This window comes from Streptomyces sp. Da 82-17 (assembly GCF_046098215.1).
In the GTDB taxonomy this organism is placed as follows: Bacteria; Actinomycetota; Actinomycetes; order Streptomycetales; family Streptomycetaceae; genus Streptomyces.
This window is the reverse complement of the sequence record NZ_JBJURH010000007.1, coordinates 150,511-174,400: the sequence shown is the minus strand read 5'-3', so window position 1 is coordinate 174,400 and position 23,890 is coordinate 150,511. Positions and strand designations below refer to the sequence as shown.

At 68.4% G+C, this 23,890-nt stretch carries 20 protein-coding genes and 3 tRNA genes; 5 read left to right on the top strand and 18 right to left on the bottom strand.

The features are described from left to right. Window positions 1-203 precede the first annotated feature (203 nt). The 10 genes from ACIDOF_RS14450 to ACIDOF_RS14405 form a co-directional block, all read right to left on the bottom strand. On the bottom strand, window positions 204-4,103 hold the full coding sequence (locus ACIDOF_RS14450; protein ID WP_409006241.1) for a DNA-directed RNA polymerase subunit beta': 3,900 nt from the start codon (window positions 4,101-4,103) through the stop codon (window positions 204-206). Between the two features lie 97 nt (window positions 4,104-4,200). Beyond that, window positions 4,201-7,686, bottom strand: a complete 3,486-nt coding sequence (gene rpoB, locus ACIDOF_RS14445) for a DNA-directed RNA polymerase subunit beta (protein ID WP_409006240.1) — start codon at window positions 7,684-7,686, stop codon at window positions 4,201-4,203. Window positions 7,687-8,267: 581 nt separating this feature from the next. Beyond that, the gene (gene rplL / locus ACIDOF_RS14440; protein ID WP_409006239.1) at window positions 8,268-8,657 is read right to left on the bottom strand and encodes a 50S ribosomal protein L7/L12; all 390 of its coding nucleotides are present in this window, start codon (window positions 8,655-8,657) and stop codon (window positions 8,268-8,270) included. A gap of 125 nt (window positions 8,658-8,782) precedes the next feature. Continuing rightward, a complete protein-coding gene (gene rplJ / locus ACIDOF_RS14435; RefSeq protein ID WP_409006238.1) occupies window positions 8,783-9,310 on the bottom strand; it encodes a 50S ribosomal protein L10 in 528 nt (175 codons plus the stop codon). 347 nt (window positions 9,311-9,657) lie between these two features. Then, entirely contained in the window at window positions 9,658-10,548 is an 891-nt protein-coding gene (locus ACIDOF_RS14430) for a hypothetical protein (protein ID WP_409006237.1), read from the bottom strand. A gap of 145 nt (window positions 10,549-10,693) precedes the next feature. Beyond that, window positions 10,694-11,422: a 50S ribosomal protein L1 gene (rplA, locus tag ACIDOF_RS14425; protein ID WP_409006236.1), complete on the bottom strand. Its 729-nt coding sequence runs from the start codon at window positions 11,420-11,422 to the stop codon at window positions 10,694-10,696. Between the two features lie 81 nt (window positions 11,423-11,503). Then, window positions 11,504-11,938: a 50S ribosomal protein L11 gene (gene rplK, locus ACIDOF_RS14420; RefSeq protein ID WP_016645192.1), complete on the bottom strand. Its 435-nt coding sequence runs from the start codon at window positions 11,936-11,938 to the stop codon at window positions 11,504-11,506. Window positions 11,939-12,135: 197 nt separating this feature from the next. Continuing rightward, on the bottom strand, window positions 12,136-12,984 hold the full coding sequence (gene nusG, locus ACIDOF_RS14415) for a transcription termination/antitermination protein NusG (protein ID WP_409006235.1): 849 nt from the start codon (window positions 12,982-12,984) through the stop codon (window positions 12,136-12,138). Window positions 12,985-13,061: 77 nt separating this feature from the next. Beyond that, complete coding sequence (gene secE, locus ACIDOF_RS14410) at window positions 13,062-13,349, bottom strand: preprotein translocase subunit SecE (protein WP_409006234.1); 288 nt, start codon at window positions 13,347-13,349, stop codon at window positions 13,062-13,064. 108 nt (window positions 13,350-13,457) lie between these two features. After that, window positions 13,458-13,530: transfer RNA gene (locus ACIDOF_RS14405), tRNA-Trp, on the bottom strand. Between the two features lie 183 nt (window positions 13,531-13,713). On the opposite strand from ACIDOF_RS14405, the gene ACIDOF_RS14400 reads away from it, so the two are divergent. Both ACIDOF_RS14400 and ACIDOF_RS14395 read left to right on the top strand, forming a co-directional pair. Continuing rightward, window positions 13,714-14,937, top strand: coding sequence for a pyridoxal phosphate-dependent aminotransferase (locus ACIDOF_RS14400; protein ID WP_409006233.1), 1,224 nt, complete (start codon window positions 13,714-13,716; stop codon window positions 14,935-14,937). A gap of 212 nt (window positions 14,938-15,149) precedes the next feature. Next, entirely contained in the window at window positions 15,150-16,166 is a 1,017-nt protein-coding gene (locus ACIDOF_RS14395) for an adenosine deaminase (protein WP_409006232.1), read from the top strand. Between the two features lie 169 nt (window positions 16,167-16,335). Here ACIDOF_RS14395 and ACIDOF_RS14390 read toward each other — a convergent pair whose 3' ends face one another. Beyond that, a complete protein-coding gene (locus ACIDOF_RS14390) occupies window positions 16,336-16,947 on the bottom strand; it encodes a TetR/AcrR family transcriptional regulator (RefSeq protein WP_409006231.1) in 612 nt (203 codons plus the stop codon). 86 nt (window positions 16,948-17,033) lie between these two features. Here ACIDOF_RS14390 and ACIDOF_RS14385 point away from each other — a divergent pair, with 86 nt between their 5' ends. After that, a complete protein-coding gene (locus ACIDOF_RS14385) occupies window positions 17,034-17,675 on the top strand; it encodes an NAD(P)-dependent oxidoreductase (protein WP_409006230.1) in 642 nt (213 codons plus the stop codon). A 30-nt stretch (window positions 17,676-17,705) separates the two neighbouring features. Here the strand turns inward: ACIDOF_RS14385 and ACIDOF_RS14380 are convergent, their stop codons facing one another. The 6 genes from ACIDOF_RS14380 to ACIDOF_RS14355 form a co-directional block, all read right to left on the bottom strand. Then, the gene (locus tag ACIDOF_RS14380) at window positions 17,706-18,761 is read right to left on the bottom strand and encodes a UDP-N-acetylmuramate dehydrogenase (RefSeq protein ID WP_409006229.1); all 1,056 of its coding nucleotides are present in this window, start codon (window positions 18,759-18,761) and stop codon (window positions 17,706-17,708) included. A gap of 67 nt (window positions 18,762-18,828) precedes the next feature. Continuing rightward, window positions 18,829-19,278, bottom strand: coding sequence for a MaoC family dehydratase (locus ACIDOF_RS14375; protein WP_409006228.1), 450 nt, complete (start codon window positions 19,276-19,278; stop codon window positions 18,829-18,831). A gap of 2 nt (window positions 19,279-19,280) precedes the next feature. After that, window positions 19,281-19,733: a MaoC family dehydratase N-terminal domain-containing protein gene (locus ACIDOF_RS14370; protein ID WP_409006227.1), complete on the bottom strand. Its 453-nt coding sequence runs from the start codon at window positions 19,731-19,733 to the stop codon at window positions 19,281-19,283. Window positions 19,734-19,860: 127 nt separating this feature from the next. After that, window positions 19,861-20,025 (bottom strand): 50S ribosomal protein L33, encoded by a 165-nt coding sequence (gene rpmG / locus ACIDOF_RS14365; protein WP_003956487.1) that lies wholly within the window; start codon window positions 20,023-20,025, stop codon window positions 19,861-19,863. Window positions 20,026-20,122: 97 nt separating this feature from the next. Next, window positions 20,123-20,195, bottom strand: a tRNA-Met gene (locus ACIDOF_RS14360). 42 nt (window positions 20,196-20,237) lie between these two features. Continuing rightward, window positions 20,238-20,310, bottom strand: a tRNA-Thr gene (locus ACIDOF_RS14355). Window positions 20,311-20,601: 291 nt separating this feature from the next. On the opposite strand from ACIDOF_RS14355, the gene ACIDOF_RS14350 reads away from it, so the two are divergent. After that, complete coding sequence (locus ACIDOF_RS14350) at window positions 20,602-21,855, top strand: amidohydrolase family protein (RefSeq protein WP_409006226.1); 1,254 nt, start codon at window positions 20,602-20,604, stop codon at window positions 21,853-21,855. A gap of 180 nt (window positions 21,856-22,035) precedes the next feature. Here the strand turns inward: ACIDOF_RS14350 and ACIDOF_RS14345 are convergent, their stop codons facing one another. Then, window positions 22,036-23,109 carry a hypothetical protein gene (locus ACIDOF_RS14345; protein ID WP_409006225.1) on the bottom strand — a complete coding sequence of 358 codons (1,074 nt, stop codon included), beginning with the start codon at window positions 23,107-23,109 and terminating at the stop codon, window positions 22,036-22,038. Between the two features lie 65 nt (window positions 23,110-23,174). On the opposite strand from ACIDOF_RS14345, the gene ACIDOF_RS14340 reads away from it, so the two are divergent. After that, entirely contained in the window at window positions 23,175-23,831 is a 657-nt protein-coding gene (locus ACIDOF_RS14340; RefSeq protein ID WP_409006224.1) for an SDR family oxidoreductase, read from the top strand. The last annotated feature ends 59 nt before the right edge of the window (window positions 23,832-23,890 follow it).

Sequence of the window (23,890 nt, the reverse complement as noted above, 5' to 3'; positions counted from 1 at the left end):
CGCGACACGCCGGACTTGTCCCTTGCCACGGCTTACCTGAGCGAGCCCTTCCGCTTTTCCTTCACCGCGCCCGTGCCGGCCCTCCTGAACGCGCCTCACGGCGCCCGCGGGCGCGTACGACGGCCGGACCGGCACCCCTCCCCCACGACGCCGAAAGGCGGCCACCCCCAAGGGGTGACCGCCCTTCAACTAGAGCTGCTCGCTCACTGGTTGTACGGACCGTAGTCGTAGTCCTCCAGCGGGACGGCCTGGCCGGAGCCGGTGCCGAACGGCGAGTAGTCGATGTCGTCGTAGCCGACGGCCGAGTACATCGCGGCCTTGGCCTCCTCGGTCGGCTCGACCCGGATGTTGCGGTAGCGGGACAGGCCCGTACCGGCCGGGATGAGCTTACCGATGATGACGTTCTCCTTGAGCCCGATGAGGCTGTCGGACTTGGCGTTGATCGCCGCGTCCGTCAGGACTCGGGTCGTCTCCTGGAAGGAGGCGGCCGACAGCCAGGACTCCGTCGCCAGCGAGGCCTTGGTGATACCCATCAGCTGCGGACGACCGGAGGCCGGGTGGCCGCCCTCCTGGACCACACGACGGTTCTCGTGCTCGAACTTCGAGCGCTCGACCAGCTCGCCGGGCAGGAGCTCGGCGTCGCCCGACTCGATGATCGTCACGCGGCGCAGCATCTGCCGGATGATGATCTCGATGTGCTTGTCGTGGATCGACACACCCTGCGAGTTGTAGACCTTCTGGACCTCGCCGACCAGGTGGACCTGGACCGCGCGCTGACCGAGGATCCGGAGCACGTCGTGCGGGTTGGTGGCACCCACGGTGAGCTTCTGGCCCACCTCGACGTGATCGCCCTCGGCCACCTGGAGCCGGGCGCGCTTCGAGATCGGGTACGCCGTCTCGTCGCTGCCGTCGTCCGGGGTGACGATGATCTTCTTTGTCTTCTCGGTCTCCTCGATGCGGACGCGGCCCGCGGCCTCGGAGATCGGGGCGACACCCTTCGGCGTACGAGCCTCGAAGAGCTCGACGACACGGGGCAGACCCTGGGTGATGTCGTCACCGGCCACACCACCGGTGTGGAAGGTACGCATCGTCAGCTGCGTGCCGGGCTCACCGATGGACTGGGCGGCGATGATGCCGACCGCCTCACCGATGTCGACCAGCTTGCCGGTGGCCAGCGAACGGCCGTAGCAGTACGCACACGTGCCGACCGCGGACTCACAGGTCAGGACCGAGCGGGTCTTGACCTCCTCCACGCCGTTGGCGACCAGCGCGTCGATGAGCACGTCACCGAGGTCGACGTTGGCCGGCGCGATGACCTTGCCGTCGACGACGACGTCCTCGGCGAGCATGCGGGCGTACACCGAGGTCTCGACGTCCTCGGCCTTCCGCAGCACACCGTCGGCGCCCTTCTCGGCGATCCGCAGCTTCAGACCGCGGTCGGTGCCACAGTCCTCCTCGCGGATGATGACGTCCTGGGAGACGTCCACCAGACGACGCGTCAGGTAACCGGAGTCGGCGGTACGAAGGGCGGTGTCCGCCAGACCCTTACGGGCACCGTGCGTGGAGATGAAGTACTCCAGTACGGACAGGCCCTCACGGAACGACGCCTTGATCGGACGCGGGATGGTCTCGTTCTTGGCGTTGGACACCAGACCACGCATACCGGCGATCTGACGCATCTGCATCATGTTTCCGCGAGCACCCGAGTTCACCATCATGTAGATGGGGTTGGTCTTCGGGAAGTTCGCGTTCATCGCCTCGGCGACCTCGTTGGTCGCGCGGGTCCAGATGGTGATGAGCTCGTTGGTGCGCTCGTCCTTGGTGATCAGACCGCGCTCGTACTGCTTCTGGACCTTCTCGTCCTGAGCCTCGTACGAAGCGACGATCTCCTTCTTCGCCTCGGGGACGACGACGTCGGAGATGGCCACGGTGACACCGGAACGGGTCGCCCAGTAGAAGCCGGCCGCCTTCAGGTTGTCGAGCGTCGCCGCCACGATCACCTTGGGGTAGCGCTCCGCCAGGTCGTTGACGATCTCGGAGAGCTGCTTCTTGCCCACCGAGTAGTCGACGAACGGGTAGTCCTCGGGCAGCAGCTCGTTGAAGAGCGCGCGGCCCAGGGTCGTACGCAGCCGGAAGCTGTCGCCCGTCTGGTACTCCGGCTCGCCCTCCTCCGCGGCCGGCGGGGTCCAGCCGCGCGGCGGGATGGTGCCCACCGGGAAGCGGATGTCGACCTTCGCCTGCAGCGAGAGCTCACGGGCGTCGAACGCCATGATCGCCTCGGCCGTGGAGCCGAAGGACCGGCCCTCACCGACGACCTCGCGCTCCTCCTCGTCCGTGGTCAGGAAGAAGAGGCCGAGCACCATGTCCTGGGTCGGCATGGTGACCGGACGGCCGTCGGCCGGCTTGAGGATGTTGTTCGAGGACAGCATCAGGATGCGGGCCTCGGCCTGCGCCTCCGCGGACAGCGGCAGGTGCACGGCCATCTGGTCACCGTCGAAGTCCGCGTTGAACGCGGTGCAGACGAGCGGGTGGATCTGAATGGCCTTGCCCTCGACCAGCTGCGGCTCGAAGGCCTGGATGCCGAGGCGGTGCAGGGTGGGAGCACGGTTCAGCAGAACCGGGTGCTCGGCGATGACCTCTTCGAGGACGTCGTACACGACCGTGCGGCCGCGCTCGACCATCCGCTTGGCGCTCTTGATGTTCTGCGCGTGGTTCAGGTCGACCAGGCGCTTCATCACGAACGGCTTGAAGAGCTCCAGCGCCATGGCCTTCGGCAGACCGCACTGGTGCAGCTTCAGCTGCGGACCGACGACGATGACGGAACGCGCGGAGTAGTCCACACGCTTACCGAGCAGGTTCTGACGGAAACGACCCTGCTTACCCTTCAGCATGTCGCTGAGGGACTTCAGCGGGCGGTTGCCGGGACCGGTGACCGGGCGACCGCGACGACCGTTGTCGAAGAGGGCGTCAACAGCCTCCTGAAGCATGCGCTTCTCGTTGTTGACGATGATCTCCGGAGCGCCCAGGTCGAGCAGACGCTTCAGACGGTTGTTGCGGTTGATCACACGGCGGTACAGGTCGTTCAGGTCGGAGGTCGCGAAGCGGCCACCGTCCAGCTGCACCATCGGACGCAGGTCCGGCGGGATGACCGGCACGCAGTCGAGCACCATGCCCTTGGGGCTGTTGCTGGTCTGCAGGAACGCGGAGACGACCTTGAGGCGCTTGAGCGCACGGGTCTTCTTCTGGCCCTTGCCGGTACGGATGATCTCGCGGAGGCGCTCGGCCTCCTCGTCCAGGTCGAAGGACTCCAGGCGCTTCTGCAGGGCAGCGGCGCCCATGGAGCCGTCGAAGTACGTGCCGAAGCGGTCACGCAGCTCGCGGTAGAGCAGCTCGTCGCCCTCGAGGTCCTGGACCTTGAGGTTCTTGAAGCGGTTCCACACCTCGTCGAGACGGTCGATCTCGCGCTGGGCGCGGTCGCGCAGCTGCTTCATCTCGCGCTCGGCGCCCTCGCGCACCTTGCGGCGCACGTCGGCCTTGGCGCCCTCGGCCTCGAGCTCGGCCAGGTCGGTCTCGAGCTTCTTGGCGCGGGCCTCCAGGTCGGAGTCGCGACGGTTCTCGATCTGCTGACGCTCGACGGAGACGTGCGCCTCCAGGGACGGCAGGTCGCGGGTACGACGCTCCTCGTCCACGAACGTGATCATGTACGCGGCGAAGTAGATGACCTTCTCGAGGTCCTTCGGCGCGAGGTCGAGGAGGTAGCCCAGGCGCGACGGGACGCCCTTGAAGTACCAGATGTGGGTGACGGGAGCGGCCAGCTCGATGTGGCCCATCCGCTCACGGCGCACCTTGGCGCGAGTGACCTCGACGCCGCAGCGCTCACAGATGATGCCCTTGAAGCGGACACGCTTGTACTTGCCGCAGTAGCACTCCCAGTCCCGGGTCGGACCGAAGATCTTCTCGCAGAAGAGTCCGTCCTTCTCGGGCTTGAGGGTGCGGTAGTTGATGGTCTCCGGCTTCTTGACCTCGCCGTGCGACCAGGTCCGGATGTCGTCCGCGGTGGCCAGGCCGATCCGCAGCTCGTCGAAGAAGTTGACGTCGAGCACTGTGCGTCAATCCCTCTTTCGGGGTCGTGTCTCAATCATGGTCTGAACGGTCCCGGGGATGGCGGGGGCTCCCCGGAAGGAGCCCCCGCCAGGCCCGTCAGACCTCTTCGACGCTGCTCGGCTCGCGCCGGGACAGGTCGATACCGAGCTCCTCCGCGGCGCGGAAGACGTCCTCATCCGTGTCGCGCATCTCGATGGACATACCGTCCGACGACAGCACCTCCACGTTCAGGCAGAGCGACTGCATCTCCTTGATGAGCACCTTGAAGGACTCGGGGATGCCGGGCTCGGGGATGTTCTCGCCCTTGACGATGGCCTCGTAGACCTTCACGCGGCCGGTCACGTCGTCGGACTTGATCGTCAGCAGCTCCTGGAGGGCGTAAGCGGCGCCGTAAGCCTCGAGCGCCCACACCTCCATCTCACCGAAGCGCTGACCACCGAACTGGGCCTTACCACCCAGCGGCTGCTGGGTGATCATGCTGTACGGACCGGTCGAGCGGGCGTGCAGCTTGTCGTCGACCAGGTGGTGCAGCTTCAGGATGTACATGTAGCCGACGGAGATCGGGTCCGGGAACGGCTCACCGGAGCGGCCGTCGAACAGCCGCGCCTTGCCGGACGGGAGGACCATGCGGTCGCCGTCGCGGTTCGGGATGGTGTTCTCGATCAGACCCGCCAGCTCGTCCTCACGCGCACCGTCGAACACCGGGGTGGCGACGTTCGTACGCGGGGCGACCTGGTCGGCGCCGATGGCCTGCAGGCGCTGCGCCCACTCGTCGCTGAGGCCGGAGACGTCCCAGCCCTGGCTGGCGAGCCAGCCGAGGTGGATCTCCAGGACCTGTCCCGGGTTCATTCGGGACGGCACACCGAGCGGGTTGAGGATGATGTCGACCGGGGTGCCGTCCTCCAGGAACGGCATGTCCTCGATCGGCAGGATCTTCGAGATGACGCCCTTGTTGCCGTGACGGCCGGCGAGCTTGTCACCGTCGGTGATCTTGCGCTTCTGCGCCACGTACACGCGGACCAGCTGGTTCACGCCCGGGGGCAGCTCGTCGCCCTCTTCGCGGTCGAAGACGCGGACGCCGATGACCTTGCCGGTCTCGCCGTGCGGCACCTTCAGGGAGGTGTCACGGACCTCGCGGGCCTTCTCACCGAAGATCGCACGGAGCAGGCGCTCCTCCGGCGTCAGCTCGGTCTCACCCTTGGGCGTGACCTTGCCGACGAGGATGTCGCCGGCGACGACCTCGGCACCGATCCGGATGATGCCGCGCTCGTCGAGGTCGGCGAGGACCTCCTCGGAGACGTTCGGGATGTCCCGGGTGATCTCCTCCGGGCCGAGCTTGGTGTCACGGGCGTCGACCTCGTGCTCCTCAATGTGGATCGAGGAGAGGACGTCGTCCTGCACGAGGCGCTGCGACAGGATGATCGCGTCCTCGTAGTTGTGACCCTCCCACGGCATGAACGCCACGAGCAGGTTCTTGCCGAGGGCCATCTCGCCCTCTTCGGTCGCCGGACCGTCGGCCAGGACCTGGCCCTCGATCACGCGGGCGCCCTCGTCGACGACGACCTTCTGGTTGACCGACGTGCCCTGGTTCGACCGGGAGAACTTGGCGATGCGGTACGTGGTGTACGTGCCGTCGTCGTTCGCCACCGTCACGTAGTCGGCGGAGACCTCCTGGACGACACCGTCCTTCTCGGCCTTGATGACGTCACCGGCGTCGACCGCGCAGCGGTACTCCATGCCGGTGCCGACGAGCGGGGCCTCGGCGGTGATCAGCGGCACGGCCTGACGCATCATGTTCGCGCCCATGAGGGCACGGTTGGCGTCGTCGTGCTCGAGGAAGGGGATCATCGCGGTCGCGACGGACACCATCTGGCGCGGCGAGACGTCCATGTAGTCGACGTCGCCGCCCGGGACGTAGTCGACCTCACCGCCGCGGCGGCGGACCAGGACGCGGCCCTCGGCGAAGCGGAGGTCGTCCGTCAGCGGGGCGTTGGCCTGCGCGATGACGAAGCGGTCCTCCTCGTCGGCCGTCAGGTAGTCGACGTCGTCGGTGACCTGGCCGTCGATGACCTTGCGGTACGGCGTCTCGACGAAGCCGAACGCGTTGACGCGGCCGTACGAGGCGAGCGAGCCGATCAGACCGATGTTCGGGCCTTCGGGCGTCTCGATCGGGCACATGCGGCCGTAGTGAGACGGGTGCACGTCTCGGACCTCGAAGCCGGCCCGCTCACGGGACAGACCACCCGGGCCGAGCGCGGACAGACGACGCTTGTGCGTCAGCCCGGACAGCGGGTTGTTCTGGTCCATGAACTGCGACAGCTGGCTGGTGCCGAAGAACTCCTTGATGGAGGCGACGACCGGCCGGATGTTGATCAGCGTCTGCGGCGTGATCGCCTCGACGTCCTGGGTCGTCATGCGCTCGCGCACGACGCGCTCCATACGAGCCAGACCCGTGCGGACCTGGTTCTGGATGAGCTCGCCGACGTTGCGCAGACGACGGTTGCCGAAGTGGTCGATGTCGTCGGTCTCGACGACGACCGACTGGCCGTTGTCGCCGACGGTCTCGGTCTCACCGGCGTGCAGCTTCACCAGGTACTTGATCGTCGCGATGATGTCCTCGACGGTCAGGATGCCCGCGTCGAGCGGAGCGTCCGCACCCAGCTTCTTGTTCACCTTGTAGCGGCCGACCTTCGCGAGGTCGTAGCGCTTCGGGTTGAAGTAGAGGTTCTCGAGCAGCGTCTGCGCGGCCTCACGCGTGGGCGGCTCGCCCGGACGCAGCTTGCGGTAGATGTCGAGCAGCGCGTCGTCCTGGCCCTGGGTGTGGTCCTTCTCCAGGGTGGCGCGCATGGACTCGTACTCGCCGAACTCCTCGAGGATCTGCTCGGTGGTCCAGCCGAGCGCCTTCAGGAGGACGGTGACGGACTGCTTGCGCTTGCGGTCGACACGGACGCCGACCATGTCACGCTTGTCGATCTCCATCTCCAGCCAGGCACCCCGGGACGGGATGATCTTGGCCGAGAAGATGTCCTTGTCGGACGTCTTGTCGATGGAGGAGTCGAAGTACACACCCGGCGAACGAACGAGCTGCGACACGACGACACGCTCGGTGCCGTTGATGCAGAAGGTGCCCTTGTTCGTCATGAGCGGGAAGTCGCCCATGAAGACCGTCTGGGACTTGATCTCGCCGGTCTCGTTGTTGGTGAACTCGGCGGTGACGAAGAGCGGCGCCGCGTACGTGAAGTCGCGCTCCTTGCACTCGTCGATCGAGTTCTTCGGGGGCTCGAAGCGGTGGTCGCGGAAGGTCAGCGACATCGACCCGGAGAAGTCCTCGATCGGGGAGATCTCCTCGAAGATCTCCTCCAGACCGGACTTGGTGGGGACGTCCTGACCGGACTCCAGAGCCTCCTCGACCCGACTCTGCCAAGCGGTGTTGCCGAGCAGCCAATCGAAGCTCTCGGTCTGCAGCGCGAGCAGGTTCGGAACCTCGAGGGGCTCCTTGATCTTTGCAAAGGAGATGCGCAGCGGGGCGGTGCTGGCGCCGTTGTTCGTATTGGCAGTCGAGGCGTTGCGCGAGGCGGCCAAGAGGGGGTCCTTCCGAGGGCTCGGACTCACTACGCGCGTACCGGTCCCATACCGAGCGACGAAAGAGAAATCCCAGGTCAGGGAGGTTCAATCGACTCTGCTCAGGTGCGGGCATGCCCCTGGTGACGGGCAGGAGGCAGCTAACAGGCAGCGCAAAGGGTCAGTGTAGCCACTCGGCCCACTGATGTCCAGAGCGGGTTTTATTGAGACCCACGAACACCTCAGAGTCCTACTGTTGTCGGCTCCAGCGGCAGACCCCTCGCCGCTGGGCGCATATCCACACTGCCCTGTTCGCCATCGATCCATGCCTCGGATTCGGATCGATGTGACGACGCGTCCTGAGAATTGCGCGCTGCGTGCGGTTCGTCAAGGCCCCCCTGCCCAAACCGGGCTGCCGCGAACGTCACCCTGGGGGCACCGGAGGCACAACGAAGATCACCATACCCGCGCGTGCTGTCAGTGCAAGGCAGCCGTCACGGGAACGCCGAAGGGCGACCACCCACATGGGTGATCGCCCTTCAGTGTGTGCGCGTTACAGCGCGAGAGCCTCGCGGCTCGAAAGAGTCAGACGACTCGTGAGGTCACTTGACCTCGACGGAGGCGCCGGCGCCCTCGAGGGCCTCCTTGGCCTTGTCCGCGGCGTCCTTGGCGACCTTCTCGAGGACCGGCTTCGGGGTGCCGTCGACGAGGTCCTTGGCCTCCTTCAGGCCCAGGGAGGTCAGCTCACGCACGACCTTGATGACCTGGATCTTCTTGTCGCCGGCGCCGGTGAGGATGACGTCGAACTCGTCCTTCTCCTCGGCGGCAGCGGCACCCTCGCCACCGGCGGCACCGCCGGCGACGACGACCGGCGCGGCAGCGGCGGCGGTGACGTCGAACTTCTCCTCGAAGGCCTTCACGAACTCGGAGAGCTCGATGAGGGTCATCTCCTCGAACTGCGCGAGCAGGTCTTCCTGGCTGAGCTTCGCCATGATGGCGGTCCTTCCACTAATTCGGCTGGTGCCGGATGTACATGTGAGGCGGGCGTACGTTCGGGCCCGCTGCGGCCACCGCGTCTAGGCGTACCTAGACGAGCGCGGCCATGACGCGAGCCGAATTACTCGGCACCGCCCTGCTCGTCCTGCTTGGCGCGAAGAGCGTCCACGGTGCGGACGAGCTTCGACGGCAGAGCCTGGAAGACGGAGGCAGCCTGCGACTGCTTCGCCTTGAAGGCACCGGCCAGCTTGGACAGCAGAACCTCGCGGGACTCGAGGTCCGCAAGCTTCTTGATCTCGTCGGCGGACAGCGCCTTGCCGTCAAGGACACCGCCCTTGATGACGAGATTCGGGTTCTCCTTGGCGAAGTCACGAAGACCCTTCGCCGCCTCGACCGGGTCACCGGTGACGAAGGCGACAGCCGTCGAGCCCTGAAGGTGCTCGTCCAGCTGAATCCCGGCCTCATTGGCCGCGATCTTGGTCAGCGTGTTCTTCACCACTCGGTACTGAGCGTTCTCGCCGAGAGAACGGCGCAGCTGCTTGAGCTGAGCCACGGTCAGTCCGGTGTAAGAGGTGACAACAGCTGCGTTGGAGTCACGCAGCTTCTGCGTGATCTCTTCGACGGCTGCGACCTTGTCGGACGTCGCCATGTGCCTCGGCCTCCTTCCGGGGTGATGATCCTCGACTGACCTTTCGATCAGCCGCGTACGCCGGACCGCCTGAATCAGGCACGTAGAAGGGGGCGTCTGCACAAAACGAAACGCCCCGGCATAGGTGCACGGGGCGTGAGCTCGACCGGACGGAATCCGTCCAGGAGCGCTTCCACTGTCACCTACGCGGGTCGTCCGCAGTCAGCGGATCCTTCGGCCACCGCACCCTCAAACTGAGCGCACAGCAACGACCAGCGGTCTTTGGCTTCTGTAGGAGAGTACGCGAGCAGGGCCTCGACGGGCAAATCCGCCCCCGAGACCCTGCCGCGACTGTCATTCCAAGGCCGTTACTGCTGCGGCTGCTGCTTCATCAGGTCCTTGACGTTGACCGTGTCGTCCGCCGGGGGCTGCTCGGCGGTGACGTCCACGCCGTAGTCGCTGTAGTAGACGGTCTGGGAGAACTCGCCGTTCTTCATCTTGGCCTCTTCGGTCTTCTTGACCAGCAGGTCCTGGTCGTTGACCCAGATGTCGATCTTCTCGGTGGTCATCCCCGCGTCCTGCAGCTGCTTACGCAGATCCGCGGCCGCCTTCTCGTCCATGTTCGCGTTCTTCGCCGTCAGGTCGGCGACGTCGACCGTGCCGGAGTAGTGCGTGGCGTTGACGCCGCGGACCTTCTCCTCGCCGACGCGCTTCACGTCGCCGGAGGCGAGCAGCATCTTCACGGTCTGGTTCGGCGTGGAGCTCTGCATCTGGTTCTTCAGCGCCGCGCCGGCCGCTCCGCCCATCTCGGCGAGCGTCTCGTAGTCGTACTCGATCCAGTGCTTGCCGCCCGAGGCCGCCGCGAACTTGTCCCCCATGTTCGCGTAGTAGCCGTTCTTCAGGTAGCGGTAGTCGATCGTGGTGTCGCCGGCCTGCTGCATCTGGTCGGCCATCGGGCCGTCGGTGAACGTCATGCGCAGGTTGCCGGTGACGCCGTCCGACCAGTCGAGGCCGCCCTTCATCTCCATGCTGCCCTGGGCGCCCATGGTGGTCGTGCCGTCCACCCGGGCGGAGTCGGCGTCCTGCGTCTTGTCGTCGACCGTACGCAGGGCTGCGAGCGGGTTGAGCGCGCCGCCGCCCTCGCTCTCCCCCTCGGCCTGGCCCTTGCCCGCGGAGCCTCCCCCGCAGGCCGCCACACCGGTCAGAGCGGCTGCCGCCGCGATCGAGACACACGCGCGGCGCACGGTGCTGCTCTTCATCTGTCCCACCCCTAGAGAGATCCGATCGTTCGGCCAGCACGGTAGCGGGTGCCACCGACAGACGCGGACGGGCCCCGCACCTCGGAAGGTGCGGGGCCCGTCTGCGAGACACGTACGCGACGCGGCTACCGGGGAGTCACAGGACTCAGACGGCGGCCGGGTCCTCCTCGACGAGGAGGTTGCGGGTGCGGTTCGGGTCGAGCGGAATGCCGGGGCCCATCGTGGTGGTGAGCGCGGCCTTCTTGATGTAGCGGCCCTTGGCGGCGGAGGGCTTCAGACGAAGCACCTCCTCGAGGGCGGCGCCGTAGTTCTCCACCAGCTTGGTGTCGTCGAAGGACACCTTGCCGATGATGAAGTGGAGGTTCGAGTGCTTGTCGACGCGGAACTCGATCTTGCCGCCCTTGATCTCGTTGACCGCCTTGGCGACGTCGGGCGTCACGGTGCCGGTCTTCGGGTTGGGCATGAGACCACGCGGACCGAGCACGCGGCCGAGGCGGCCGACCTTGCCCATGAGGTCCGGGGTGGCGACGACGGCGTCGAACTCGTTGAGGCGGTTGCCCGCCGCGATCTCGGCGATCAGCTCGTCGGAGCCGACGATGTCGGCGCCCGCGGCTTCCGCGGCCGCAGCACGGTCACCGGTCGCGAAGACCAGGACCCGGGCGGTCTTGCCGGTGCCGTGCGGGAGGTTCACGGTGCCACGGACCATCTGGTCGGCCTTGCGCGGGTCAACACCCAGGCGGAAGGCGACCTCGACGGTGCCGTCGAACTTGGTCGCGGAGGTCTCCTTGGCGAGACGGACGGCCTCGAGCGGGGCGTAGAGCTTGTCCCGGTCGATCTTGGCGTCCGCAGCGCGGAGAGTCTTGCTGCGCTTCACTTCTACTCCTGAGGTTCAGGTATGGAGTTCGTGGTCCGGGCCGCGCATGGCCCTGCCACTTGAGGTCAGACGGGGTTGAGGTCAGCCCTCGACCGTGATGCCCATGGAACGGGCGGTGCCGGCGATGATCTTGGACGCGGCGTCCAGGTCATTGGCGTTGAGGTCGGGCATCTTGGTGGTGGCGATCTCGCGGACCTGCGCCTCGGTGATCTTGGCGACCTTGGTCTTGTGCGGCTCGCCGGAGCCCTTCTCGACACCAGCGGCCTTGAGGATCATCTTGGCGGCCGGCGGGGTCTTGGTGATGAAGGTGAAGGAACGGTCCTCGTAGACCGTGATCTCCACCGGGATGACCCAACCGCGCTGCGACTCGGTCGCGGCGTTGTAGGCCTTGCAGAACTCCATGATGTTGACGCCGTGCTGACCCAGCGCGGGGCCGACCGGCGGAGCCGGGTTGGCGGCGCCGGCCTGGATCTGGAGCTTGATGAGCCCCGTGACCTTCTTCTTCTTGGGAGGCATTGCTCTCTCCGGGTCCTAGTGAGAGTGATCCGCCTTCACCCGATCATCCGGATGGAGGCATACCGCACAACGATAACGGGTATAGCAGTGCGGCTAAAAACCGAGCAGGTCAGACCGGCTTCGAGAGCCTGTCTGACCTGGTCGGAAGCGTACGGTCCGGAAGGACTGGATCCGTTCTCTGGATCCGTTCTTCTGGATCAGTTCTTCTGGATCTGGTCGAAGCTCAGCTCGACCGGGGTCTCGCGGCCGAAGATCTCGACGAGGCCCTTGACCTTCTTCGAGTCGGCGTTGATCTCGTTGATCGTCGCCTGCAGCGTCGCGAACGGGCCGTCGGTGACGGTGACCGAGTCACCGACCTCGAAGTCGAGGACCTGGACCTCGACCTTGCGGGCCGGAGCCGGCTTGCCCTCGGCCTCGGCGGCCTCACGCGCGGCCTTCTCCTCGGCCTCCGGGGCGAGCATCTTGACGATCTCGTCCAGGGTCAGCGGGTACGGGTCGTAGGCGTTGCCCACGAAGCCGGTGACGCCGGGGGTGTTGCGGACGACGCCCCAGGACTCGTTCGTCAGGTCCATGCGCACCAGCACGTAGCCGGGGAGCTTGTTCTGACGGATGGTCTTGCGCTCGCCGTTCTTGATCTGCGCGACCTCTTCCTGCGGCACCTCGGCCTGGAAGATGAAGTCCTCGACGTTCAGCGAGACGGCGCGCTGCTCGAGGTTGGTCTTCACGCGGTTCTCGTAACCGGCGTAGGTGTGGATGACGTACCACTCGCCGGGGAGCGTGCGCAGTTCCTCGCGCAGGGCGGCGATCGGGTCGACCGGCTCGGCCTCTTCGACGGTCTCCGCGGCGACCTCGTCCTCGGCGGTCTCCGCCTCGGCCTCGGCCTCGTCCTCGATCTGCACCGCGGCCTCCTCGGCGGGCTCGCCCGCCGCGAGGTCGGCAGCCTCGGCCTCGTCCGGCTCCTCGGCGTCCGCCGCCTCGACGATGTCGAGCTGGTCCTCCACGGACTCCGCCGACTCGATGGCGTCGTTCAGGTTCGGGTCAGACACGGTGGCTGCTTCTTCCTGGATACAGATGGGTGGAACGCGCGAAACGGGCGCCGGGACCGGCGCCCTCCGCTCGGCTGTTAGCCGAAGACGTACTTGACGGCCTGCGAGAAGCCATAGTCAAGCACGGTCACCAAGGCGATCATGATGACAACGAAGACAATCACCACTGTGGTGTATGTCGTGAGCTGGCTGCGAGTGGGCCAGACGACCTTGCGGAGCTCCGCGACGATCTGCCGGTAGAAGAGCGCGAGCCGGCCCAGAGGACCCTTCTTGCCGCGCTTACCGCCCTTGCGGGACTTCTTCTTGGAGTCGGTCGCCTCGTCCGGGGCATCAGGCGTGTCGATGGAGCCCACGGCGTCCGTCACTCTTTCTCACCTGATTCCGGGTCGTGGCCGTGCCGCGCCCGGTGGAGCCGCACGGCGGTGCTTTGCAGTACGTACATGCGCACACATCCTGGCGAAAGGTGTGTGTAGCAGGGCCGGAGGGACTTGAACCCCCAACCGCTGGTTTTGGAGACCAGTGCTCTACCAATTGAGCTACGACCCTTTGGTTTCCCCCAACGTACAGCATCCGTCCCGGTGCACGGAGTGCGCTCGGTGGGCGCCGGCTGTTGAAGGCCAACGAGCGATGAGTGTACGTGGTCCCGGGCCCGGCGTCGAACAGAAAGGGCTGCACCCGTCGGTGAAACCTGTGTACCTCGGTGCTTTCCGGTCTGGAACGATGGGCCTCATGAGCGCTGCAACCTCACCCACCGAACGCCGCATCTCCGCCCGCATCGGCGCGATCTCCGAGTCCGCCACCCTCGCCGTCGACGCCAAGGCCAAGGCCCTCAAGGCCGCCGGGCGCCCGGTGATCGGCTTCGGCGCGGGCGAGCCGGACTTCCCGACGCCGGACTACATCGTCGAGGCGGCCGTCGAGGCCTGCAAGGACCCGAAGTTCCACCGCTACACCCCGGCCGGCGGCCTCCCCGAGCTGAAGGCCGCGATCGCCGCGAAGACGCTGCGCGACTCCGGATACGAGGTCGAGGCCGCGAACGTCCTGGTGACCAACGGCGGCAAGCAGGCCATCTACGAGGCGTTCGCGACGATCCTCGACCCGGGCGACGAGGTCATCGTCCCGACGCCGTACTGGACGACGTACCCCGAGTCGATCCAGCTCGCGGGCGGTGTGCCGGTTTTCGTGACCGCGGACGAGACCACCGGGTACCGGGTGTCGGTCGAGCAGCTGGAAGCAGCCGTCACCGAGAACACCAAGGTGCTGCTTTTCGTCTCCCCGTCGAACCCGACCGGCGCCGTCTACACGCGCGCGCAGGTCGAGGAGATCGGCCGCTGGGGGGCTGAAAAGGGCCTCTGGGTCCTCACGGACGAGATCTACGAGCACCTGGTGTACGGCGAGGCGGAGTTCACGTCGCTGCCGGTGGTCGTGCCGGAGCTGCGCGACAAGTGCATCATCGTGAACGGCGTCGCCAAGACGTACGCGATGACCGGCTGGCGCGTGGGCTGGGTGATCGGCCCGAAGGACGTGGTCAAGGCCGCGACGAACCTGCAGTCGCACGCCACGTCCAACGTGAGCAACGTGGCGCAGGCCGCCGCTATCGCCGCCGTCTCCGGTGACCTGACCGCCGTGGCCGAGATGCGCAAGGCCTTCGACCGGCGCCGCCAGACCATCGTGAAGATGCTCAACGACATCGAAGGCGTGCTGTGCCCGGAGCCGGAGGGCGCCTTCTACGCGTACCCGTCGGTGAAGGGGCTGCTCGGCAAGGAGATCCGCGGCAAGCGTCCGCAGACCTCCGTCGAGCTGGCCGCGCTGATCCTGGACGAGGTCGAGGTCGCCGTGGTGCCGGGCGAGGCCTTCGGCACTCCTGGCTACCTGCGGCTTTCGTACGCACTGGGCGACGAGGACCTGGTCGAGGGCGTCTCCCGGATCCAGAAGCTGCTCGCGGAAGCGCGGTGACAGCGACGGTTCAGGCACGGCGACAGCGAGGGTTTTCCGCGCCGCGGTGACGGTTTTCGCCACGCGTCTCGTCACTCATAGGTGGCCGTTTTTCGATACGGGCCTCCGGCTTCGGCCGGGGGCCCGTTCGTTCGTTCGGGCAAGTGCTCTTTGGTGGTTCGTTGACGGAAAGCGACTATCGGGACGGCAGGTCCGTACGGCAGGATCTTGGGATGGAGCGTGTGCGTGACGTCAGCCTGTTGCCGAAAGCCCATCTGCATCTGCACTTCACCGGGTCGATGCGGCCCACGACGCTGCTCGAGCTCGCGGACAAGTACGGGGTCCATCTCCCCGAGGCGCTGACCACCGGCCAGCCGCCGAAGCTGCGCGCGACGGACGAGCGCGGCTGGTTCCGCTTCCAGCGGCTGTACGACATCGCGCGGTCGTGTCTGCGCGAGCCGGAGGACATCCAGCGCCTGGTCCGTGAGGCCGCGCAGGAGGACCTCGCGGACGGTTCCGGTTGGCTGGAGATCCAGGTCGACCCGACGTCGTACGCGCCTCGGCTCGGCGGGCTGATCCCGGCGCTCGAGATCATCCTGGACGCGGTCGACAGGGCCGCGCGGGAGACCGGGCTCGGGATGCGGGTGCTGGTCGCGGCGAACCGCATGAAGCACCCCCTGGACGCGCGCACGCTGGCCCGGCTCGCGGTGCGGTACGCAGACCGGGGCATCGTCGGCTTCGGGCTCTCCAACGACGAACGGCGCGGTATGGCAAGGGACTTCGACCGGGCCTTCGCGATCGCGCGGGACGGCGGGCTGCTCGCGGCGCCGCACGGCGGGGAGCTGACCGGGCCCGCGTCGGTGCGCGACTGCCTCGACGACCTGCACGCCGCGCGGATCGGGCACGGGGTGCGCGCGGCCGAGGACCCGCGGCTGCTGAAACGACTCGCCGACCGCGGCGTCACCTGCGAGGTGTGCCCGGCGTCCAACGTGGCCCTCGGCGTGTACGAGAAGCCCGAGGACGTCCCGCTGCGGACGCTGTACGACGCCGGCGTCCCGATGGCGCTCGGCGCCGACGACCCGCTGCTCTTCGGCTCACGCCTGGCCGCGCAGTACGAGATCGCGCGGGAGCACCACGGCTTCGACGACTCCCAACTGGCCGAGCTCGCCCGGCAGTCGGTGCGGGGCTCGGCCGCGCCCGCGGAGGTGCGGGAGAAGCTGTTGGCGGGGATCGACGACTGGTTGGGGTGAGGGGGGCGCCGACGTTCGCGCGGGTGGGCGTGAGTGGGTGCTCGCTCACGGCCGGGGCGGGCTGAGTGAGTGCTCACTCAGGCGGACGCCGGGCTGAGTGAGCACTCACTCCCGGCGCCCCGCACCCGCCCCGTGCCGCGCCCACGCGCACGCGCACGCCCGCCAGCGCTCACCGCCCCTGGTCGCTCCCCGGCGCGATCCCCCGCAGCAGCGTGCGGACGAGCGCCTCCGCGAACCCCTGCACGGGAGGCGGCGGCTGGGGCCCGTCCTCGTCGTACGCGAAGGCGCGCTGGGCGCAGGCGCCGAGGAGGAGCGACGCGGCGGCGAAGGTGTCGACACCGGCGGCGATGCGGCCCGCCCGCTGCTCGGCCCTGAGGTAGTCGTCGAGGCCCATGATCGGCATGTGCGGGCCGGTGCCCATGTCGCGCATGGCCGCCACGTGCCGGTCGCGCAGCCGGGTCTCGGCGTACAGCGAGGCCGCGATCGGGAAGCTCTCGTCGTAGAAGCGGGCGGCCGCGTGCGTGATCTCGACGAGGTTCTCCTCCAGGCTGCGCTCCCCCGGGTCCTCGGCGAGGCGGTGGATCAGCGGGGCCAGTTGCGGCAGGCGCTCCTTGAGGACGCCGACGAACAGCTCCTCCTTGCTGGCGAAGTGCTTGTACAGCGCGGCCTCCGAGCAGCCGGCCGCCTTGGCGATCTCCTTGGTGGTGGTGCGGGCGAGGCCGATCGTGCGCATCAACTGGTGCGCCGCGTCGAGGATCCGCTCCCGGGCCGGTTTCTGCATATGGCCTCCCATCGGGCTTGACGAGTGAGTGAGTGCTTACCCACTCTAGGGGTGAGTGAACACTTACCCACCCGGGAGGATGCGACATGAAGCTCACCGTTTTCGGCGCCACCGGAGGGATCGGCCAGGAGGTGGTCAAGCAGGCGCTCGCCGCCGGACACCAGGTCACGGCCGTCGTGCGCGACCCCGCTCGGCTGACGGTCACAGGCGACGCGCTCGACGTGTTCCGCTCGGACCTGCGGGACGCGGAGGCCCTGCGGGAGGCGGTCGAGGGCCGGGACGCGGTGCTGTCCGGACTGGGGGCGCGTTCCAACGCCGACGCCCGCACAGGCATCGCCGCGCGCCTGACCCGCCCGGTGCTGCGCGCGCTCGACGCGACCGGCACGCGCCGCTTCGTCGCCGTGACCGCGGGCCCGCTCGCCCCCGAGCCGGACGACCAGAAGTTCCTGCACCGCAGCGTGGTCGTGCCGCTGATCAACAAGGTCCTGAAGCCGGTGTACGACGACCTGAAGGCGATGGAGGCGGAGGTGCGGAGCAGCGCCACGGACTGGACGTTCGTACGCCCGCCGAAGCTGCTCGACCGCCCGCTCACCGGGACGTACCGCACCGCCCTGAACGTGAATCTGCGGGGCGGCAGCACCATCGGGCGGGCGGACGTGGCGCACGCGATGCTGGCGCTGTCGGACGACCCGGCGACGGTCAAGCAGGGCGTGAGCGTCGCCTACTAGCCGCCCTGCCAGCCGCCCCGCGGAGTGCCGTTACAGGCTGACGCCCACCGTCACCGGCTCGTTGACCAGCGTGATCCCGAAGGCGTCCCGGACGCCGGCGACGACCTCGCGGGCCAGCGCCAGCAGGTCCTCGGTGGTCGCCTCGCCGCGGTTGGTGAGGGCGAGCGTGTGCTTGGTGGAGATGCGAGCCGGGCCCTCGCCGTACCCCTTCACGAAGCCCGCCTTGTCGATGAGCCAGGCCGCCGACGTCTTCACGTGGCCGTTCCCGTCGGGGAAGGCGGGCGGCTGGGCGTCGGCCCCGAGGCGGTCGAGCACGCGCGCGTGGAACGCGGTGAACTCGCCCTCCGTGAGGATCGGGTTGGTGAAGAAGGAGCCGGCCGACCAGGTGTCGTGGTCCTCCGGGTCGAGCACCATGCCCTTGCCCGCGCGGAGCTTGAGGACCGTCTCGCGGGCGCTCGCCAGCGGCACGCGGTCCCCGGCCTCGACGCCCAGGGCGCGGGCCGTCTCCGCGTACTTCAGCGGGGCGCTCAGCCCGTCCGCGTCCTCGAGCTCGAAGCGCACGCGCAGCACCACATAGCGCTCGGGGTCGGCCTTGAAGCGGCTGTGGCGGTACGAGAACGCGCAGTCGGCGTTCCGCAGCGTGACGGTCTCGCCGGCCCGGCGGTCGTACGCCACGACCTCGGTGATCGTCGAGGAGACCTCCTGGCCGTACGCCCCGACGTTCTGGATGGGGGTCGCGCCGGCGGAGCCGGGGATTCCGGCGAGGCACTCGACGCCCGCGAGTCCGGCCTCGACGGTGCGCGCCACGGCGTCGGTCCAGACCTCGCCGGCGGCCAACTCCAGCTTCGTGCCGTCCAGTTCGAAGCCCTTGGTGGCGATACGCAGGGCTGTGCCGTCGAAGCCCTTGTCGCTGATCACGAGGTTGCTGCCGCCGCCGATGACGAGCAGGGGGGTGCCCGAGGCGTCGGCCTCGCGCACTGCGGAGATCACCTCGGCGTCGGACGTCGCGGTGATCAGGCGGGTGGCGGGCCCGCCGAGCCGGAAGGTGGTCAGCGGGGCGAGCGGGGCGTCGTGGAGTTGCTGCACGCGCTCAAGGGTACGGTCCGGGACCGACAACGCCGGTCCCGGACCGCGAGAGGTGCTGCGGTGCGCCTCAGGCGAGGCGTACGACGGCCCGGGACATGCCCAGGACCTTCTGGCCCGCGCTCATGGCGGTGAGGTCGACGCGGACGGTGCGGGCGTCGTCGTCGAGCTTGGCCGCGACCTTGCCGCTGACCTCGATGACCGCGCCCTCGTCGTCGTTCGGGACGACGACCGGCTTGGTGAAGCGGACGCCGTACTCCGCGACCGAGGCGGGGTCGCCGACCCAGTCGGTGACGACGCGGATCGCCTCGGCCATGGTGAACATGCCGTGCGCGATGACGTCGGGGAGGCCGACTTCCTTGGCGAACTTCTCGTTCCAGTGGATGGGGTTGAAGTCGCCGGAGGCGCCCGCGTAGCGCACGAGTGTGGCGCGGTTCACCGGGAAGGTCTGCGCGGGGAGTTCGGTGCCGACCTCGACGTCCTCGTACCGGATCTTCGCCGTGGTGCTCGGTGTGGTCATCGTCACGCCTCCTCTGCCGCGCGGGCGACGAGCTTGGTCCAGGCGGTCACGACGTGCTCACCGGCCTCGTCGTGCACGTCGCCGCGAATGTCCAGGATGTCGTTGCCCGCCATCGACTTGATCGCCTCGATGGTCGTGGTGACGCTGAGCCGGTCGCCGGCGCGCACCGGGCGGGTGTACGCGAACTTCTGGTCGCCGTGCACCACGCGGCTGTAGTCGAGGCCGAGTTGGGGGTCCTCGATGACCTGTCCGGCCGCCTTGAAGGTGATCGCGAAGACGAAGGTCGGCGGGGCGATCACATCGGGGTGGCCGTAGGCCTTGGCCGCCTCGGTGTCGGTGTACGCCGGATTCGCGTCACCGACCGCCTCCGCGAATTCACGGATCTTCTCGCGGCCCACCTCATAGGGGGCGGTGGGCGGGTAGGTCCGCCCCACGAAGGACTGGTCGAGCGCCATGGACTCGGCACCTCCTGTGTTTTTCGCGGTATTCCGCAGTTCCTGCCTCACCCGCGTCGGCGATCGCGGGTGGTAACGACACGAGGCCGCCCCCTGGAAAGGGGGCGGCCTCGCATTCGAGCCTGATTCAGCGCGTTTCGCGGTGCGCCGTGTGCGAGTTGCAGCGCGGGCAGTGCTTCTTCATCTCAAGACGGTCCGGGTTGTTGCGCCGGTTCTTCTTGGTGATGTAGTTCCGCTCCTTGCACTCCACGCAGGCCAGCGTGATCTTCGGGCGGACGTCGGTGGCAGCCACGTGAGTGCTCCTTGACGGACGGATGGACGAATGAAACGGATGAACGCAGAAAAGAGTAGCCGACCGGAGGACCGACCCCACAATCGGCTACTGTCAGTAGCGGTGACCGGACTTGAACCGGTGACACAGCGATTATGAGCCGCTTGCTCTACCGACTGAGCTACACCGCTTTGATGCGAGGCCCTCACCCGAAGGTGAGGGATCCACACCAGAGCCCCAATGCGGAATCGAACCGCAGACCTTCTCCTTACCATGGAGACGCTCTACCGACTGAGCTATTGGGGCGAGCGATGAAGACATTACACGGTCGGCTGCCGTTCGCCCAAATCCGTTCCTGAGCACCCCGGCCAGGCGATCACCACAGGCGTCTCCGTCGTCCCGCCCCTGGTCGTGCACCACACCGGTACGACTATTCCGCTCCTCCGCGAAGCGGCGTGATCGGCGGCCTAGGCTCGGGACACGCCGCGTGATCTTGACCGAACGCCGTCTCGGACGCCGTCCTGGACACGGCCTTGTACGCCGTCTTGATCGAACGCCGCGTCTTCCCCACCGCTCGAAGCCATGCCCGGGAGCGCGATGCCCGACAGCCAGCCGCAGCCACCGCACCACGACGGCGCCGCCGAGGACACGGCCTCCCTCCTGCTCTGCGGAGCCACTCTCGTCGACGGCAGGACCGTGGACGTACGGCTCGGCAGGGGGCGTATCGAGGCGGTCGGCACCGCGGGCAGCCTGACCGCGCACACCGCGCGCGTGGACCTGAACGGCTACCTCCTGCTGCCCGCCCCCGCGGAGCCGCACGCGCACAGCGACACCGCGCTCACCGCGGACTGCGACGGCCCCGCGGGGCAGGAGCCGCAGGACGTGCAGCGGCGCACCACGGAGGCCGCGCTCCTGCAACTCGGCCACGGGGCGACGGCGTTGCGCAGTCATGTGCGGATCGGCGACGTGCAGGGCCTGGGGGCGATGGAGGCGGCACTGCAGTCGCGCAGGTCGCTGCGCGGGCTCACGGACCTGACGACGGTCGCCGTACCGCGGCTGCTGACCGGGGTCGCGGGCGCGGACGGTCTGGCGATGCTGCGGGACGCCCTGAAAATGGGCGCCTCTGTGGTGGGCGGTTGTCCGGACCTGGATCCGGATCCGACGGGGTACGTCGAGGCGGTGCTGGAAGTCGCCGCGGAGCACGGCTGCCCGGTGGACCTGCACACCGACGGCGCCGATCCGGCCCGGCTCGCCCGCCTCGCGGCCATGGCGGGCGGGCTGCGCTCCGGTGTGACCGTCGGGCCGTGCGGCGGGCTCGGCCGGATGCCCGCGCAGGTGGCCGCGCGTACCGCCGAGGCGCTCGCGGCGGCCGATGTCTCCGTGCTGTGCCTGCCGCAGGGCGACTGCGGCGGGCTGGAGCGGCGGGGCTCATCGGTGGCGCCCGTACGGCTGCTCAGGGCGGCCGGGGTGCGGGTCGCGGCGGGGAGCGGGGCGCTGCGGGACGTGGCCAATCCGGTGGGGCGCGGGGACCCGCTGGAGGCGGCGTACCTGCTGGCCGCGCAGCACGGACTGAACGCCGACGAGGCGTACGCGGCGGTGAGTTCGGTGGCCCGGGGGGCGCTGGGGCTGCCGGAGGTGCGCGTGGAGGCCGGTTTCCCCGCGGAGCTGCTGGCGGTGCGCGGTACGCGGCTCTCCGGGGTGCTGTCGCTCGCCTACAGCCGGATCGTGGTGCACCGGGGGCGGGTGGTGGCGCGGACCAGTGCGGTACGGGAGTACTGCGACTCGGCGGTCGCCGTGGCGCTGGACCTGCCGCGGCAGGGGCGGGTGAAGGGCGCGGGCGGGTCCGCTTGAGCGGGAGCCACGCGCGCGTGGTGGCGGTTTTCGCGGCTCGAGAGTCTTGCTTGAGGGTCTTGCTCGGGGGTCTTGCTTCAGGGGGTTGAAGGCGCTGCACGCGCGCGTGGTGGCGGGTTTTGGGGCGGGCGGCCCGGAGCGGGTTTCGCTGCCACGCGCGCGTGCAGGGGGTTTTCGGCGTCAGGAGCCGGCGAAGAGCATGAGGTCGGACGGCTTCAGCTCGGTCGCGTCGGTGGGACGCTCTATCTTCGTCGCCTTGTCGAACTTCAGGGTGAGCGGGAGCTTCGTGCCCTTCTTCAACCCGGCGGACTTGTCCGCGAGTTGGGCCAGGTCGAAGGTGATCTGGCGCAGCTTGCCGTCCTTCAGGACGAAGTCGACCTTGACCGGCTTCTTCGGGACGGACTTGAAGTCGTCGGCCGTCGGCAGGTCGGTACCGGGCGGCAGGTCGCTCGCCATCGGCTCCAGCTTCTCGGCGAGGCGGGTGAGCAGGGAGCGGGCGTTGGCCTTCGCGGTGATCCGGGTCGTGCCGTCGGAGTCGCCGTTGTCCTTGAAGGTGACCTCGCGTGCGAGGACGTGCCGGATGCCCTTCAGGAGCTTGGCCTGCGTCTTGTCGTCGAGGCCGGACTCGTCCCGGGCCGGTCCGGGGAGGGTGCTCGGGTCGATCTTGACCCACTTACCCTCGAGCGCGCTGCGCAGGGCGCCGGCCTCCGCGGGGAGGTCGTCGGGCGAGGGCATCGGGGTGGCGGCGACCTTGCCGAGGGCGGCCAAGTCGGCGCGGTAGTAGGTGTCCTGGCCGAAGGCGCGGTACTCGACGAGCATGCCGTCGGCGCCGGTGATGCGCATCGACGTACCGGTGAGGTCCTTCTCGTCGGCGTCGGCGATGGGCTTCTTCGCCTGCATGGAGAGGTGCAGGCGGGCCTTGCTCAGGAACGTGCCGAAGCCGGGCGGAGGGCCGTCGCTGTTCATGACGTCACTGCCCTTGGCGTCACCGTTCTTGGCGTCGCTCTTGGCGTCGTCGCTCTCCCGGATGAGCTTTTCGAGCGTGGCCGCGTCCGCGTCGAGGCCCAACTCGATGGAGAGCGAACGCTGTTCACCGAGCTGCTCGACGGCGTCGTCGACCTGGCGTGCTGCGGAGACGCTCTCGATCGGGTCGCAGGCCGTGGCGCCCGTGAGGACGACGGCCGCGCAGCCGGTGGCGATCAGGGTCTTGCGTATGGCGCTGATGACTGGCTCCTCTTGAAGATGAACATTCATGTGACTCCCGAGGTGCTGCCGGGGTTGCACGGCGCCTTCGGCCGACGCGGCGTACGGTCGGAAACATGCGGATTGTCATCGCTGGTGGACATGGTCAGATCGCGCTGCGGCTGGAGCGGCTGCTCGCCGCGCGCGGATACGAGGTGGCGGGCCTGATCCGCAACCCCGAGCAAGGCGACGACCTGCGGGACGCGGGCGCCGAGCCGGTGTTGTGCGACCTGGAGTCGGCTTCGGTCGAGGAGGTCGCCGCGCATCTGCAGGGCGCGGGTGCGGCGATCTTCGCCGCGGGTGCGGGCCCGGGCAGCGGCGCGGGCCGCAAGGAGACGGTCGACCGGGCCGCCGCGGTCCTCTTCGCGCAGGCCGCGGAGCGCGCCGGGGTGCGGCGGTACGTGATGGTGTCGGCGATGGGCGCGGATCCGGCGCACGAGGGCGACGAGGTCTTCGACGCGTACCTGCGCGCCAAGGGCGAGGCCGACGCGTACCTGCGCGGGCGCGAGGCGCTGGACTGGACGATCCTGAAGCCCGGCATGCTCACGAACGACGCCGGTACGGGACAGGTCCGCCTGGAGGCCTCGACGGGCCGCGGCCCCGTCCCTCGCGACGACGTGGCGGCGGTCCTGGCAGAGCTGGTGGACACCCCCGGGACGGTCGGCCTGACCCTGGAGCTGGTCAGCGGTTCCACACCGGTCACGGTCGCCGTGAAGGACGTCGCGGGCAACTGAGGGGGCTGGGGCGGGGGTTGGGCGGCTTGGCAGCGCGATGTCGCGGTTCGGGAGCGGTG